Genomic DNA, 16,033 nt, shown 5'->3' with positions numbered 1-16,033 from the left:
TCCTCGGGCTGATCGGCCCAAACGGCGCCGGCAAGACCACCTGCTTCAACGTCATGACCGGCGTCTACACCCCGACCTCGGGCGAGATCCGCTTCGACGGCACGAAGATCAGTGGCGGCAAGCCCCACAAGATCAATGCCCTCGGCATCGCCCGGACGTTCCAGAACATCCGGCTGTTCCCCGAGATGTCGGCCATGGAGAACGTCATGGTCGGCGCCGACGCGCGACACAAGACCAGTGTGATGGGGGCGCTGTTCCGGCTCTACCGCGTCCGGCCCAAGGAGAGCGAGCTCCCCGACAACGCGATCGCACGCGGCTTCGCGAAGGTGTTCGGCATCAGTCGGCACGCGCTCGAGGAGCGGGCCGGTCGCCTGAAGGCGATGGAGATGCTGCGCTTCGTCGGCATCGCCGATCGCGCCCACGAGCTGGCTCGCAACCTGCCCTACGGCTACCAGCGGCGTCTGGAGATCGCCCGGGCCCTGGCGACCGAGCCCAAGCTGCTGTGCCTGGACGAGCCTGCTGCCGGCTTCAACCCGGCCGAGAAGGCCGACCTGATGAACCTGATCCGTCGGATCCGTGACGGCGGCCTGACCGTGCTCCTGATCGAGCACGACATGAAGCTCGTCATGGGTGTCACCGACCGCCTGATCGTGCTGGAGTTCGGTCAGAAGATCGCCGAAGGGTTGCCAGCGGACGTTGCTCGCAACCCCAAGGTCATTGCCGCCTACCTAGGAGAGCCGGACGATGCTGCTCAAGCTTGAGGATGTCGTCCTCAACTACGGAAAGATCGAGGCGCTGCACGGCATCAGTCTCGAGGTCGCCGAGGGCGAGGTCGTTGCGCTGATCGGCGCCAACGGCGCCGGCAAGACGTCGACGATGCGCGCCATCTCCGGCGTACGTGGCCTGCACGCGGGGTCCATCACCTTCGACGGCGAGGACGTCACCAAGCTCCGCGCCGACCAACGGATGCGCAAGGGGCTGTGCCTCACCCCCGAGGGGCGAGGCGTCTTCCCCGGCATGACCGTGACCGAGAACCTCGACATGGGTGCCTACACCCGCAAGGACAAGGCCGGCATCGCCGAGGACTTGGAGCGCGTCTTCGGACTGTTCCCGCGGCTCCAGGAGCGCCGCAAGCAGGTCGGCGGAACGATGTCCGGCGGCGAGCAGCAGATGCTGGCCATCGGTCGCTCGCTGATGTCACGGCCCAAGCTGCTGCTGCTCGACGAGCCCTCCATGGGCCTGGCGCCCATGCTGATCCAGCAGATCTTCTCGATCATCAGCGAGATCGCCGAGCAGGGCACCACCATCCTGGTGGTGGAGCAGAACGCCAAGCAGGCGCTCTCACGGGCCGACCGGGCCTACGTCCTGGAGACCGGCCGGATCGTCAAGACCGGCTCGGGCGCGGCCCTGCTGGACGACCCCAGCGTGCGCGAGGCCTACCTCGGCGTGGCCTGAGTCAAACTTCGCCACCTCGCGGGACACCGCGCCCGGCACGGGCGTAGGGTCCTCGGGGTGCGCCGGGTGGATCCGGCGGACGGGAAACTCACCAGAGCTACGGGGCCGATTGTGGGAAGTGGGAGCATGAGCCGGACACCGGTGTGCGTGCGTGCTGCTGTAGCGGATGACCTGCCTGTGCTGCGCGAGCTGTGGGGCGACATCCTGCGCCGCGGCTCGAGCGACGAGCAGCTGAGCGACCTCCGTCAGGTGCTCGCCGCCGTGCAGGACGACCGCGACCAGGCGATCATGGTTGCGGAGTACGACGGGCAGGTCGCCGGCGCGATCCACCTCAGCGCCACGACCCTCACGCCCCTCAACCTCGAGCCGGCCGTGCTGGCGGTCTCGCCCCACGTGCTCCCGGACTTCCGTCGCCACGGCGTGGGATCGGCCCTCATCGAGGCGGCCGTGCGGTTCGCCGAGGCCCACGGCATCGGCACCCTCTCCACCGCCGCCGTGTCGAGCTCGCGCGACGCCAACCGCTTCATGGCCCGGCTCTCGTTCACGCCGCAGGCCACGCTCCGTGCCGCGACGACCGTCGCGGTGCGCGCCAAGCTCTCCGCCCGTCGCTCGGCCGGTCGCCCGGCCACCCGCCAGGGCGGCTCGCGCCACATCGACCGCGTGCTCGCGGCCCGGCGCATCAGCCGCGAGAACGTCGCCGGCTGACCGGCTGACCGGTCACGAGGATCCCGGCCGGCCCGGTTCCCCGGACCGGGGACGTCAGCGGGCGGGGATGAGGGCGCAGGTGATGCGCGCCGTGCAGACGCGCTTGCCCCGCTCGTCGGAGACCACGACCTCCCACGTCGCCATGCTGCGCCCGATGTGCGCGGGCGTGGCCACGCCGGTGACGGTGCCGGACGTCGCCGAGCGGTGGTGGGTCGCGCTGATGTCCACGCCGACCGCGATCCGGTCGGGTGCTGCGGCGATCGCCGACCCGACGGAGCCCAGGCTCTCGGCGAGCACGACCGACGCACCGCCGTGGAGCAGTCCGTAGGGCTGGGTGTTGCCCTCGACCGGCATCGTCGCCACGATGCGCTCGGGGCTGATCTCGGTGATCTCGATGCCCATCTTCTCGTTCAGGGCGCCCATCCCCTCGGGCATCTGGGCCAGGACGGCGTCGACGGAGGAGAGGGCCGGGTCGGTGGGGGGCTGGTCGCTCATGGGCGCCATTGTGGCCGACGCGTCCCGCCACGTCGGGAGGGCCGTCGTACGACGGGCACGGGTGGGTCCCGGTGTCGGCGGCGACGGCTAGAGTCGCTGCGTGTCGCAGACGAATGACTCTCGCCCCCGGCTCCTGCTCCTCGACGGTCACTCGCTGGCCTATCGCGCTTTCTTCGCCCTCCCGGTGGAGAACTTCGCGACCGCGACCGGGCAGCACACCAACGCCGTCTACGGCTTCACCTCGATGCTCGTCAACGTGCTGCGTGACGAGGTGCCGACCCACGTCGCGGTCGCGTTCGACAAGTCGCGGCAGACGTTCCGCCTCGAGGAGTACGCCGAGTACAAGGCCAAGCGCAACAAGACGCCAGGCGAGTTCAGCAGCCAGCTGCCGCTGATCAAGCGCGTCCTCGACACGCTGCACATCACCCACCTCGAGCTCGACGGCTACGAGGCGGACGACATCATCGCCACCCTCGTCACCCAGGCGGTGGCCGAGGGCATGGAGGTGCTGATCCTCACCGGCGACCGCGACTCCATCCAGCTGGTGACCGAGACCTCCACGGTGCTCTACCCGATGCGCGGGGTGAGCGACCTGGCACGCCTCACCCCCACCTACGTCGAGGACAAGTACGGCGTCCCGCCCTACCGCTATCCCGAGCTCGCCGCCATCGTGGGGGAGACCTCCGACAACCTCCCCGGCGTGCCCGGGGTCGGGCAGGGCTATGCCGCGAAGTGGATCAACCAGTACGACGGCCTCGACAACGTCATCGCCCGCGCGGACGAGATCACCGGCAAGAAGGGCGAGGCCCTGCGCGAGCACCTCGGCGACGTGATCCGCAACCGTCGCCTCAACGCGCTGGTGCGCGACCTGACCCTGCCCGTGCGCCCCGGCGAGACCGCCCGTCAGCCCTGGGACCGCACCGCCGGCCTCGAGCTCCTCGACGAGCTGGAGTTCCGCGGCGAGCTGCGCACCCGCCTGATGGACACCATCGACCCCGACCCGGCCGGCGCCGAGGCCGCCGAGGGTGGCTTCGAGCTGGACGGCGAGCGGCTGACCACCGGCACCGTGGCGGCGTGGCTCGACGCCCACGTCGCGGCGGGGGAGCGGGTCGGCGTGGCCGTCCAGGGCTCCTGGCGCGCCGGCACCGGAGAGGTCGTGTCGCTGGCCGTCGCCACCGCGGGCGGCGCGGCGGCCTGGGTCGACGTGACCGAGGTGTCGCCGGAGGACGACGAGGCCCTTGCCACATGGCTGGCCGACCCGCAGCGCCCCAAGGTGCTCCACGACGCCAAGGGGCCGATCCTGGCCCTGGCCGCCCGTGGCTGGCAGCTGGGCGGGCTCGCGGTCGACACCGCGCTCGCGGCGTACCTCGTCCAGCCCGACCAGCGCTCCTACGACCTGGCCGACCTCACCCTGCGCTACCTCAAGCGGGAGCTGCGCCAGGACACCGCCGACAGCGACCAGCTCACCCTGGACGCGCTCGACGACACGGGTGCCAGCGACGTGGCGATGCTGACCGCCAAGGCGGTGCTTGACCTCGCGGAGGCGCTCGACGCCTCCGTGGAGGAGCACGGCGGCACCCAGCTGCTGGCCGACGTCGAGCTGCCGCTCATCGACACGCTCGTGCGCATGGAGCAGACCGGCATCGCAGTCGACACCGGCTACCTCGAGGGCCTCGAGTCGGAGTTCGGCGACCAGGTCCGCGCGGCTGCCCAGGACGCCTACGACGTCATCGGCAAGGAGATCAACCTCGGCTCGCCCAAGCAGCTGCAGGTGGTGCTCTTCGACGAGCTCGACATGCCCAAGACCAAGCGCACCAAGACCGGCTGGACCACCGACGCGGATGCCCTCCAGCAGCTGTTCGAGAAGACCGAGCACCCCTTCCTGCAGCACCTGCTGCGCCACCGCGACGTGATCCGGCTGCGTCAGACCGTGGAGGGCCTGCTCAAGACGGTCGCACCCGACGGGCGGATCCACACGACGTACAACCAGATCATTGCCGCGACCGGTCGGCTCTCCAGCACCGATCCCAACCTCCAGAACATCCCGATCCGCACCGAGGCCGGCCGCCGCATCCGCGAGGGCTTCGTGGTCGGTGAGGGCCACGAGTGCCTGATGACCGCCGACTACAGCCAGGTCGAGATGCGGATCATGGCGCACCTGTCCGAGGACGCCCTGCTCATCGAGGCGTTCCGCTCCGGGCAGGACTTCCACTCGATCACCGCCGCGCGTGTGTTCGGGGTCGATGCCGACGCGGTGAGCACCGAGCAGCGGGCCAAGATCAAGGCGATGAACTACGGCCTCGCCTACGGCCTGTCGGCGTTCGGGCTCTCCCAGCAGCTGCGGATCAGCACGGGCGAGGCCGCCGGACTGATGGACGAGTACTTCGAGACCTTCGGCGGAGTGCGCGACTACCTCGGCGGCATCGTCGACGAGGCGCGCCGCTCGGGGTTCACCGAGACCATCATGGGCCGGCGCCGCTACCTGCCCGACCTGACCAGCGACAACCGGCAGCGCCGTGAGACCGCCGAGCGGATGGCCCTCAACGCACCCATCCAGGGCTCCGCGGCCGACCTCGTCAAGGTGGCGATGCTGGGCGTCGAGCGTGCCTTGGCCGAGCAGGGGCTGCGGTCGCGGATGCTGCTCCAGGTCCACGACGAGCTCGTCTTCGAGGTCGCCACCGGGGAGCGGGAGGCCCTGGCGGCCCTGGTGCGCGAGCAGATGGGCGCTGCCGCCGACCTCGCGGTGCCGCTCGACGTCTCCGTCGGGACCGGGCGCAGCTGGCACGAAGCCGCCCACTGAGGGCCGCGGCCCGGCGAGCGCACCCGCCGCTCACGCCCGGGGGATCAGGCGGTCCGGGCCGACTCCCGGTCCGGGACGTCGTGCTCACGCTGGAAGTAGACGGCGGCGGCGAGCAGGAGCAGCAGCAGCAGCGCATCGACCACCACGACCGTGGTCGCCAGGCCCAGGATGGTGTCCTGGGTGAGGCCGATGCCGATCACGCAGGCCAGGGCGACCCAGACGGCCAGCACCGTCCACCGGCCCTGGCGGGCCAGCACCGAGTAGACCAGCAGCTGGATCATCGACAGCAGCGTGCCGAGCAGCGCGAAGAGCCACAGGTAGGGCTGGATCTCGGCGAAGCCGGCGCCCCCCGCGAACACCATGGCCACCGGGGCCAGCAGCCACGCGGCCAGCGTGCCCACGACGCCGAGCCCCGCGATCAGGGTCAGGCTGCGGACCATCGCGCGCTGGCGCTCGTGGGCGGTCGCCAGGGACGGGAAGGCGACGACCACCACGAACTGGGGCAGGAAGAGCATCGCCTTGGTGATGATCAGGCCCGCGGCGTACAGGCCGGAGTCGTGGTCGGAGAGCACGTTGCGGGCCACGATGATGTCGACGTTGGAGAGCGCGAAGAAGGCGAGCAGGGCCTGTGAGTTGTGCAGGCTCTCCTTGAAGATGGCTCCCCCGCGGTGCGCGTCGCTGACCTCCCCGGGACGCCGCTCGGTGCGCAGCGCCCACCAGCCGACCACGGCGGGGGCGAAGGCGCTGATGGCGACACCGAGCAGGGCGGTGAGCTCGCCGGGGGACCACAGCACCAGCGCGGTGGCGATGACCAGTCGGGGGACGCCCGCCGCGATGTACACGAGGCCGAGGGGACCCCAGCGGCGCTCGCCCTGGAGGATGCCCGCAAGTCCGCCCATCACGGTCAGCGGGACCGCCGCGACCGCGATGAGGGCGGTGGTCGCCAGGCTGTCGAGCCGCAGCAACCGGTCGATGAGCGGGGTCAGCGCGAGCAGCAGCAGCCCGAGGGCCAGGGACGCGCGGTAGGTGACGCGCATGATGGAGCGCTCGATCTGGGCGACGTGGCCGGGATCGGCGGAGATGCGCCTGGCGGCGGTGGCCTGGAGCCCGAGGGACAGGACGCTCACCACCATGAGGAAGTTCATGGCCGCGATCAGCGCGCCGTAGTCCTTGGGGCCGAGCAGGTACGTCGCCAGCATCGTGAAGCCGTAGGTCGCGACGTTCATGATGCCCATCGCGATCGCGATGCCGGCGCTGGTCTGCGCCAGGCTGCGGACGCGATCGGTGACTGCCACGCAGGGGAGCCTAAGGGGTCGGCGCCCAGTAGGGTCGGACGCCCGCCTGCTCCGCCGGAGCGTCGGCGTGCTGGAGGGAGCACCGGTGTCCGCGAGCAGTCCCGTCGCTCCTGTCGTCGGTGCCTCGCGCGGCCGCGCCACGGACTGGCTCCCCGCCGGCTGGTCGCTGCTGCTGTCCCTGCTGGTGCTGGGGCCGGCGCTCGGCTGGGGCTACGTGCTGAGCTACGACATGGTCTGGGTGCCCCGGCTCGACCTGCGCGCCGACACGCTCGGGCTGGGCAGCGCGCTGCCCCGGGCCGTGCCCTCCGACGCGCTCGTCGCGGTGCTGGACGACGTCGTGCCCGCCATCGTGCTGCAGAAGGTCGTGCTCGTCGGGGCCCTGGCGATGGCCGGTGCCGGGGCGGCGGCGCTCGTCCGGGACCGGTCCACCCCGGCACGCCTCGTTGCCGCGACGGTGGCCGTGTGGAACCCGTTCGTCGTCGAGCGCCTGGTCATCGGGCACTGGCCGCTCCTGGTGGGGTACGCCGCGCTGCTGTGGGTGGCGGTCGTGGTCCGGGACCCGGGCGGCGGGACCCGACTGCCCGCGCGGCTCCCTGTCCTCCTTCTCCTGGGCAGCCTGAGCGCCAGCGCCGGGCTGGCGACGGCGGTCGCCGCGCTGGCCCTCGGCGTACGCCGCTCGGACCCGCGACGCACCCTGGTCCTGATCGGCTGGCTGGCTGCCGCCAACGCACCGTGGCTGGTGGCCGGCCTGGTGCAGTCCTCGTCCGCGACGTCCGACCCCGCGGGGGCGGAGCTCTTCGCCACCGCCGGGGAGGGGTTGCTGCCCGGGGCGCTGGCGGCGCTGTCGTTCGGCGGCATCTGGAACGCCGAGGTCGTGCCGACCTCGCGCACCGGCTGGGCCGGACTCGTGATGACCATCGTCCTGCTGGCCGCTGCGGTCGTCGGCCTCGTGCGCGTGGTCCGGGGCCGCGCGCACGTGGTCGGGCTCGGCGGGCTGGTCGTGGGCTGGGCCGTGGGGACGGGACTGGCCGTGCTCAGCTGGGCGGCCCCGGGGGTGCTCGGCCAGCTCGCCGCCCACGTGCCCGGGGGCGGACTGGTCCGTGACGGGTCGCGCCTGCTGGGGCTGGCGGTCCCGCTGGTGGTCGTGCTGGTGGCCGTGGCCGTCGACGCCCTGCTCGACCGTCTTCCGGACCGCGCGACACGCCTGCTCGTCGGCGGCGTGCTGGCCCTGGTGCCGCTCAGCCTGATGCCCGACGCGGCGTGGGGCGTGGGTGGCCGGCTCGACGCCGTGGCCTACCCCGCGGCGTACGACGACGCACGTGCAGCGGTCTCGCGCGCCGCGGCCGGCGACGCGGTGTCCCTGCCCTTCGTGAGCTACCGCGCGCCGGCGTGGAACGACGGGCGCCGGGTGCTGGACCCCCTGGGTCGCTACCTGGACCGGCCGGTCGTCGTCAACGACGAGCTGGTCGTCTCCGGCGCCAGGATCGCGGGGGAGGACCCCCGTGCCGCCCTGGTGGCGGCCGCGCTGGGGGCCGACTCGCCCGGGGCGCGCTCCGCGCAGCTGCGCGAGGCAGGGGTCTCGGTCGTGGTGGTGGAGGAGATCGAGGGATACCCGGTGCCGGAGCTGGCCGGCACGACCACGCTGGACGGCGACCTCGCCGTCATCGAGCTCGGACCGGCCGATGCCTCGCAGCCGTCTCGGGGCCGGAGGGCACTCGTGGCGGCGGCCTGGATGCTCTGGTTGCTGGTGCCGGTGGGGGCTCTCGCCGGAGGGGTGCGACGCCGCCGACGGGCCCGTCCCTGATGTGCGGGAGATTCGGGTGCGCAAATGGCACGCGGGGGCGTACCGGCTGGTAGGGTCCGCGACGTACCTGAGGAGGGTCATCCACTATGGGATCTGTCGTTGCGCCGCTCGTGAGCATCGTTGCTGGTGCTGTTCTTGGTGTCACCACGCTGATGGGCGTCATCTCGTCCCAGACGGGTGCCCCCGACCAGTCCCCGGCCAACGCCGAGGCCCCGGCCCTCGAGTACGGCACCGTCGCGGAGTGACCCACGGGCGCGGCTCGTCGCTGCGCCCCCCGTCAGGCCTCCCGGCCTGACCCCTGCCCGCGAGGTCTACTCCTCGTCCGGGTCCTGGCTGTCGATCGTCTCGCCGCGCAGCGCGCTGGCCACGACGTGGGCGAACGACTCCTGCGCGTGACCCCAGGTGAACTGGTGGCTCATCGCGTGGGCACCCTCGCCGAGCCGGGCCCGCTCGTCGTGGTCGTCGACCAGACGGCCCAGGGTCGTCGTGAAGGCAGACTCGTCGTCGACCAGCACCCCCGAGCGTCCGTCGGCGACCGACTCCCGGGTGCCGCCGGCCGACCGGTAGGCCACCGTCGGGGTCCGGTGCATCCCGGCCTCGCCGATCACCAGGCCCCAGCCCTCCTTGAGCGACGGCAGGGCCAGCAGCCACGCCCGCTCGTAGACCTCGTGCTTGCGCCGCTCGTCGACGTGACCCTCGAACACCACCGTGTCGCCGGCGTTGCGCGACGCGGCGTACTCGTGGAGCTCGGCCTCCCACCACCCGCCGCCCACGACGTGGAGCCGCAGGTCGGGGTGGTGGACCCGCAGGGCGAGCGCCGCGTCGATGGCGTGCTCCACCTGCTTGTGCGGGACGAGGCGGCCGACGACCGCAATCATCGGGTACGCCGCCTTGCCCACGCCCACCGGGACGACCGGGTCGGTGCCGTTGTGGACGACTGCGATGCGCTCGCGGTCGACGCCGAGGTCGACGAGCTCGCCGCGGGTGGCGCGGGACACCGCGACGTACTGGCAGGCCCGGTAGAGGCGGGGGGCCAGGCGCCGCTCGATCCACCAGCCGACGCGGCCGCTGAGGCCGGGGTAGACCACCGGCCACTGCTCGCGGTGCACGTGGTGGACGAGGACGACGACGGGCCGGCGGGTGGCGAGGCGGGTGAAGAACGGCAGCCCGTTCTGGACGTCCACGACGGCGTCGACGTGCCCCAGCTCCCGGCGCAGCAGGGCCGAGACGCCCTCCTTGTAGACGGTCAGCTTGGTGCCGCGGCGCAGGAACCGGACGCCGTCCACGGTCTCGTCCGGGGGTGCGGCGGCGTGGGCCGCGCAGAGGATCGTGACGCGGGCGCCGCGGGCCACCAGACCGTCCGCCATCTTCTCGAGGTAGCGCTCCGCGCCGCCGCCCTCGGGGTTGTGGGTGTCACGCCAGCTGAAGAAGGCGATGTGGCGGCCGTTGAGGTCGTGGACGTCGGACATTGCGGCACACCGTACAGCTACTGCGGGGTAGGGTCTGCGCGTGCCGAGCCAGACCCGTCCCACCGAGGTGCCCCCCGCCTCCTCGGGGCAGCGACCCTGGCGGGCCGACCTGCGACGCTCGCTCCACCTCTTCACCGAGTTCCGCTACGAGCAGCCCGACCCGGCGCGCTTCTACACCGCGCTGGCCCAGGACTCGGCGGCCCAGGTCGGGCACTACGCCGACCTCGACGGTGCCGTGCTGCTCGACGTGGGCGGCGGGCCCGGCTACTTCCGCGACGCCTTCCGCGCGGCCGGTGCGACCTACCTCGCCCTCGACTCCGACGTCGGCGAGCTCGCCGGCGCGGGTGACATCGGGGCCGGCACCGTCATCGGCAGCGGCATGCAGCTCCCGTTCGCGGACGACTGCGTGGACGTCTGCTACTCCTCCAACGTCCTCGAGCACGTGCCGGACCCGTGGCGGATGGCCGAGGAGATGGTCCGGGTCACCCGCCCCGGTGGCCTCACCTTCGTCAGCTACACGACCTGGTTCGGCCCGTGGGGCGGCCACGAGACGTCGCCGTGGCACTTCCTCGGCGGTCGCCGGGCCCGCCGGCGGTACGCCGCAAAGCACGGTCACGAGCCCAAGAACAAGTACGGCGAGTCCCTCTTCGCCGTCACCGTCGCCGACGGCCTGCGCTGGGCCGGCACCCAGCAGCACGCCGAGGTCGTGCACGTCCTCCCGCGCTACAACCCCTGGTGGAGCCGCTGGCTGCTCCGTGTGCCGGTGGTGCGAGAGGTGGTGACATGGAACCTCGTGCTCGTGCTGCGGAAGAAGTGACCCAGGACGGCTCGCGGTTCCGGTGGCGGCTCCTCGCCGCCTGCATGCTGCTCGTCGGGGTGGCCCTGACCCAGTCACCGGGGCTGCTGGTCGCCGACACCAAGCTGGACCTGGCGATCGCCCCCCTCGACTTCCTGGGTCGGGCGGCGCACCTCTGGGACGGCGAGGGGGCCTTCGGCCAGCTCCAGAACCAGGCCTACGGCTACCTGTGGCCGATGGGGCCGTTCTTCGCCCTCGGCGGCCTCGTCGACCTGCCGGGCTGGGTCGTCCAGAGGCTCTGGATGGCCCTGGTCATGTGTGTGGCCATGGTCGGGTCGGCCAAGGTGGCGCGGGCCATGGGCGTGCGCTCGGACCTGGCCTGCCTGCTGGGCGGCCTCGCGTTCGCGCTGTCCCCCCGCATGCTCACCGTGCTCGGCCCGAGCTCCATCGAGGTGTGGCCGAGCGCCCTCGCGCCGTGGGTGCTGCTGCCACTGGTGATCGGTGCCGAGCGGGGCTCGCCCCGCCGGGCGGCCGCCCTCTCGGCCCTGGCGATCGCCATGGTCGGTGGCGTCAACGCGGCCGCCACCAGCGCCGTCCTGCCCCTCGGGGCACTGTGGCTGCTGACCCGCACCCCCGGCCCGCGTCGTCGGGCGATGATGCTGTGGTGGCCGGTCTTCACCCTGCTGGCCACGCTGTGGTGGCTCGTGCCGCTGTTCCTGCTCGGCAGCTACAGCCCGCCCTTCCTCGACTTCATCGAGTCCGCGGGGATCACCACGATCCCGACCAACCTCGTCGACACCCTGCGAGGCACCTCCAACTGGGTGCCGTACGTCGACTCGGGTGCCCGCGCCGGCACCGACCTGGTCCGCGACTTCTACCTGCCCGTCAACAGCGCCTTCGTCCTGATGGCCGGCGTGCTCGGCATCGCGCTGCGTCGTACGCCGCACCGGCTGTTCCTCATCAGCGGCGTCGTCGCCGGCCTGTTCCTGGTCTCCATGGGGCACATCGGCGCCGTGCAGGGCTGGTTCGCGCCCGGCCTCCAGGACCTCCTCGACGGCGTGCTCGCCCCGCTGCGCAACGTGCACAAGTTCGACCCGGTGCTCCGCCTGCCCCTGGTGCTCGGGCTCGCCTGGCTCGTGGACGCACTCGTCGCCCACGCCCGCGACGCGGCCACCGCGCGCCCCGACCGGGTCAACTACCGCATCGTCGCGGGCATCGTCGCCTTCGCCGTGCTGGCCGCCGCGACGCCCGCCGCCGCCGGCCGCATCACTCCCGCCGGCGGCTTCGAGGAGGTCCCGGACTACTGGACCGAGGCGGCGGCCTGGCTCGCCGACGACCAGGACTCCGGCGTGGCGCTGCTCCTGCCCGGCACCATGTTCGGCAGCTACGTGTGGGGGTCCCCGCGCGACGAGCCGTTCCAGGCCCTCGCCTCCACCCCGTGGGCGGTGCGCAACGCCGTACCCCTCACGCCGGCGGGCAACATCCGGATGCTGGACGCCGTCGAGGACCAGATCGCCCAGGGCGAGGGCTCGCCCGCACTCGCCGACTACCTGCGGCGCAGCGGGGTGAGCCACGTCGTGGTGCGCAACGACCTCGCGCGCGGCGACGACAACCCCGACCCGGTGCTGGTGCACCAGGCCCTCGACGAGTCGGACGGGATCGAGCTGGCGGCGACGTTCGGCCCGGTGGTCGGCGGCGGCGCCCACCTCGACGGGGAGCTCGGCAGGGCCCTCATCAACGGCGGGTGGCAGAACGACTACGCCGCCGTCGAGATCTACGCCCTCGACGAGCCGCCGGCCGCCGGGACCGGTGCCAGCGTGGCGCCGGTGGTGGTCGGCGGGCCCGAGGACCTGCTCGACCTGACGGCGCTCGGGGTGATCGACGACGTGGTCCCCACCCGGCTCGCGGCGGACCTGGGCGACGAGGAGGTCGGCGACGCGCCGCTCGTCCTCACCGACGGCTACCGGTCCGTGGTGCGCCACTTCGGTCGCATCCACGACGCGACCTCGCCGGTACGCACCCGCGAGCAGGCCGAGGCGCCCCAGGAGACCGTGCCGGACTACCAGCTGCCGGGCACGGACCGGTGGTCGACCTTCGTCGAGTACGACGGGATCGACGGGGTCCGTGCGTCCAGCTCGCTCTCCGACGCCGGACCCGGGCCGTCGGCGCCCGGGCGGCTGCCCTTCGCCGCGGTCGACGGCCACCCCTCGACGTCCTGGCAGAGCTCGCGGTTCACCGACGACGAGCACTGGTGGGAGGTCGACCTCGAGGACGACGTCGTTCCCGGGTCCGTCGTCGTGACCGGCGCCCTGGTCGGTGACCAGGAGATTCAGCTCTCGACCGACGACTGGACCAGCGACACCATCGTCCTGCCACCGGACACCCCGACCCGCATCACGGTGGGGGACACCGAGTCTGACGTCCTCCGGATCACCGATGTCTCCGGACGTACGAGCACCCCGCTCGGTCTCGCCGAGGTCGAGATGGAGGGGGTGACCCCGACCCGGCGCCTGGCGTTGCCCGAGGTGCCGGACGGAGCGGGCGCCCCCGACGCGATCGTGCTGCGGGCACTCGGCGACGAGCGCACCGGGTGCGCGGTCGTCGACCTCGACGTGCGCTGCGTCCAGGGTCGCGAGGTCGCCGCCGAGGAGCCGCTGGGGATGGCGCGACGTGTCAGCCTCCCGCAGGCCGCGGCGTACGACGCCTCGCTGCGCGTGCGGGGAGTGCCGGGCCGTGCGCTCGAGACGCTGATCCGGCAGGACTCGTTCGTGGACGTGCAGGCCTCGTCGAGCGGCATCGCCGACCCGCGGGGCTCGGTGCTGGCCGCCGTGGACGGCAACGACGCCACCACCTGGTCGGCCGACCTCTCCGACGTGCGACCGAGCGTGGACCTGAGGTGGCTGCGACCGCAGACGATCGACTCGCTCGAGATCAGCGTCGACCCCGACACCGCGGCGCGAGCACCCCAGTCGCTGGAGCTGCGCTGGCCCGGCGGGAGCCGGAGCGTCGAGCTCGACGAGGACGGCACCGCCACGTTCGCGCCCATCAGGACCGACGAGCTCACCCTCGACGTGGTCGATGCCGAGCCGGCCACCACCGTGGACTTCAGCGGCGCCACGGGTGCGGTGCCCGTCGGCATCACCGAGCTGCGCCTGGGAGGCGCCCAGGGCCTGCCGGCCCTCATCACCGACGAGCCGCTCGAGCTGCCGTGCGGCACCGGCCCGGACGTGGTGACCAACGGGGTGCGGCTGCGGACCTCCGTGAGCGCGTCCGCCCTCGACCTCTTCAACGGGGTCGTCGTGCCGGCCAACCCGTGCGGGGTCGGGACGCTCTCGCTGCGCGCCGGCGACAACGACGTCGTCCTGGCTGCCTCGGACGCCTTCACCCCGGTGTCGGCGGTGCTGAGCCACGCAGCACTGCCCCTCGGCGACGGCGGGACGATCCGGGGCAGCTCGGACGGCACCGGCGGCGAGCGGCTCCTCCCCGAGGCCGGCCAGCGGCTCGTGGCCGGGCACGAGAACACCAACCCCGGCTGGGAGGCGACGCAGGACGGAGCGGACGTCTCCCCGGTCGTGGTCGACGGGTGGCGCCAGGGGTGGCGCGCCTCCGGTGAGCCTTCGGAGGTCGTCGCGACGTTCGCGCCGGGCACGACGTACCGCTGGTCCCTTCTCGGCGGGGCGCTGGGCGTGCTGGCCCTGCTCGTCCTGCTCCTGGTCGGTCGACGTCGGCGCGCAGGCAGTGAGCTCCCGTCGGTCGGCGAGCGTGCGCTGCCCCCGCTGGTGCCGCTCGTCCTGGCCCCCGTGCTGGGGGCGCTCCTGGCCGGCCTTGCCGGCGCTGTGGTCGCCGTGGTGGCGACCCTGGCCGTGTGGCTGGTGCGACGCGTCCATGCCGGGGTGGCCAGGGGTCTGGTGGCGGCACTGGTGATCCCCGCGGTGGGGGTCTACGCCTTCCTCCCGTGGGGAGGGTTGGACGACTGGGCGGGCAGCCTGGCGTGGCCGTCCTACCTCGTGGTGGCGGTCGTCTCCGGCCTGCTGGTCCTGCTGGACGCGGACTCGCGACGACGGAGCCGGCCCTTGAGGCGCAGCGCCGGCAGCTCCACCACGCGGTAGAGGACCTCGGCGGCGAGCAGCGACATCACCACCGTGAGGGCCCAGACCCGCAGGCCCTGACCCGTGAAGACCTCGATCCCCGTCACCCGGAACACCGCGGCCAGCAGGGCGAGGTGGACGCAGAAGATGCTGTAGCTGATGTGGCCGAGGTGCCGCAGGGGCTGCCAGGTCATGGCGTACCGGTAGGCGCCGGGCAGCGTGAACACGCCGCTGAGCACGAGCAGCGTGCCGACGAAGGTGTAGAGCACGTGCTTGGTGATCGACTCGGCGACGGTCGGGGCCTCGAGCAGGGTCGGGCCGGCGAGCGGGGTCGCGGCCACGAGCATCAGCCCGGCGGCCAGGGCCCAGCACACGCCCGGCTGGCGTCCCAGCGCCACGACCTGGTCGACGACGCGCGACGTGGTCCCACGTTGGTGCAGCACGTGGACGAGGGCGAGGCCGATGCCCGCGGCGAACCACGTGAGGTACGCCGGCAGCCACAGGCCGGGGGAGCCCGCGACGTGGGCGTCCAGGCGCGGTGCCAGGACCTGCCACGTGATGCTGGTGGCCGCCATCGCCGCCAGGACCACCGCCACCCGCCGTCCACGCAGGCGACGGCCGGCGGCGAGGAGCATGAGGGCCGGCAGCACCAGGTAGAAGCTCACCTCGACGGCCAGGCTCCACATGTGGGTGAGGCCGTAGGGGAGCGACTTGTCGACGAAGGAGTCGATCAGCGCGAACGACGCGAGCCAGTCCTTCGGCCCGGCGTCCTCGTTGCCGCCGACGAAGAGGTAGGCGATGACCACCACGACGAGATAGACGGGGAGGATCCGCAGGGCGCGCTTCTCGTAGTACGTCGCGAGGCCGGGACGGGGCATGTCCAGGGCCCTCCGGGCGAGGTAGGGCCGGGCCAGCAGGAAGCCGGAGAGCACGAAGAAGATCGACACGCCGACGTCGAGGCGGGCCAGCAGGGTGCCGCCGACCCCGTTGCCGAGGTACTCCCCGGTCTGGAAGGACGTGTGCGTCGTCAGCACGGCGAGCGCGCCGACGGCGCGCAGGGTGTCGAGCACGGGGAACTGGGGAGCGACCTCAATGCTCGCTGGGGTCGTCGGGGTGGTCACGGACT

General features: G+C 72.6%; 12 protein-coding genes. 8 read left to right on the top strand and 4 right to left on the bottom strand.

Annotation, left to right across the window (positions count from 1 at the left end; genetic code table 11):
* From AC1DQF_RS04715 to AC1DQF_RS04705, 3 genes are all read left to right on the top strand, one after another.
* Positions 1-761 (top strand): ABC transporter ATP-binding protein (locus AC1DQF_RS04715; protein ID WP_477524051.1); only part of this gene is annotated, 761 nt, incomplete at its 5' end.
* A complete protein-coding gene (locus AC1DQF_RS04710) occupies positions 745-1,455 on the top strand; it encodes an ABC transporter ATP-binding protein (protein WP_477524050.1) in 711 nt (236 codons plus the stop codon). The genes AC1DQF_RS04715 and AC1DQF_RS04710, both read left to right, overlap by 17 nt.
* A gap of 126 nt (positions 1,456-1,581) precedes the next feature.
* Entirely contained in the window at positions 1,582-2,160 is a 579-nt protein-coding gene (locus AC1DQF_RS04705; protein ID WP_477524049.1) for an N-acetyltransferase family protein, read from the top strand.
* A 54-nt stretch (positions 2,161-2,214) separates the two neighbouring features.
* On the opposite strand, the gene AC1DQF_RS04700 is transcribed toward AC1DQF_RS04705, so the two are convergent.
* Positions 2,215-2,655, bottom strand: a complete 441-nt coding sequence (locus AC1DQF_RS04700; protein ID WP_477524048.1) for a PaaI family thioesterase — start codon at positions 2,653-2,655, stop codon at positions 2,215-2,217.
* Positions 2,656-2,755: 100 nt separating this feature from the next.
* Between AC1DQF_RS04700 and polA the strand changes: the two genes are divergently transcribed.
* Positions 2,756-5,455 carry a DNA polymerase I gene (polA, locus tag AC1DQF_RS04695; RefSeq protein ID WP_477524047.1) on the top strand — a complete coding sequence of 900 codons (2,700 nt, stop codon included), beginning with the start codon at positions 2,756-2,758 and terminating at the stop codon, positions 5,453-5,455.
* A gap of 44 nt (positions 5,456-5,499) precedes the next feature.
* Here the strand turns inward: polA and AC1DQF_RS04690 are convergent, their stop codons facing one another.
* Entirely contained in the window at positions 5,500-6,750 is a 1,251-nt protein-coding gene (locus AC1DQF_RS04690; protein WP_477524046.1) for a lipopolysaccharide biosynthesis protein, read from the bottom strand.
* Positions 6,751-6,835: 85 nt separating this feature from the next.
* On the opposite strand from AC1DQF_RS04690, the gene AC1DQF_RS04685 reads away from it, so the two are divergent.
* Positions 6,836-8,554 carry an MmpA family trehalose lipid delivery protein gene (locus tag AC1DQF_RS04685; RefSeq protein WP_477524045.1) on the top strand — a complete coding sequence of 573 codons (1,719 nt, stop codon included), beginning with the start codon at positions 6,836-6,838 and terminating at the stop codon, positions 8,552-8,554.
* Between the two features lie 86 nt (positions 8,555-8,640).
* Positions 8,641-8,799: a DUF2613 family protein gene (locus tag AC1DQF_RS04680; RefSeq protein WP_457208385.1), complete on the top strand. Its 159-nt coding sequence runs from the start codon at positions 8,641-8,643 to the stop codon at positions 8,797-8,799.
* Positions 8,800-8,865: 66 nt separating this feature from the next.
* Here AC1DQF_RS04680 and AC1DQF_RS04675 read toward each other — a convergent pair whose 3' ends face one another.
* Complete coding sequence (locus AC1DQF_RS04675; RefSeq protein WP_477524044.1) at positions 8,866-10,023, bottom strand: glycosyltransferase family 4 protein; 1,158 nt, start codon at positions 10,021-10,023, stop codon at positions 8,866-8,868.
* 40 nt (positions 10,024-10,063) lie between these two features.
* Between AC1DQF_RS04675 and AC1DQF_RS04670 the strand changes: the two genes are divergently transcribed.
* Both AC1DQF_RS04670 and AC1DQF_RS04665 read left to right on the top strand, forming a co-directional pair.
* Entirely contained in the window at positions 10,064-10,840 is a 777-nt protein-coding gene (locus AC1DQF_RS04670; RefSeq protein WP_477524043.1) for a class I SAM-dependent methyltransferase, read from the top strand.
* On the top strand, positions 10,807-14,928 hold the full coding sequence (locus AC1DQF_RS04665) for an alpha-(1->3)-arabinofuranosyltransferase domain-containing protein (RefSeq protein WP_477524042.1): 4,122 nt from the start codon (positions 10,807-10,809) through the stop codon (positions 14,926-14,928). The genes AC1DQF_RS04670 and AC1DQF_RS04665 overlap by 34 nt, the downstream gene beginning before the upstream one ends.
* Here AC1DQF_RS04665 and AC1DQF_RS04660 read toward each other — a convergent pair.
* Positions 14,820-16,028 (bottom strand): acyltransferase family protein, encoded by a 1,209-nt coding sequence (locus AC1DQF_RS04660; RefSeq protein WP_477524041.1) that lies wholly within the window; start codon positions 16,026-16,028, stop codon positions 14,820-14,822. The two genes, AC1DQF_RS04665 and AC1DQF_RS04660, sit on opposite strands and share 109 nt — an antisense overlap.
* Between the last annotated feature and the right edge of the window lie 5 nt (positions 16,029-16,033).

The sequence above is a fragment of the Nocardioides sp. P4_G4 genome, from assembly GCF_056401085.1.
Note: the sequence above shows the minus strand (reverse complement) of the source record. Positions and strands in the feature narration are given on the sequence as shown.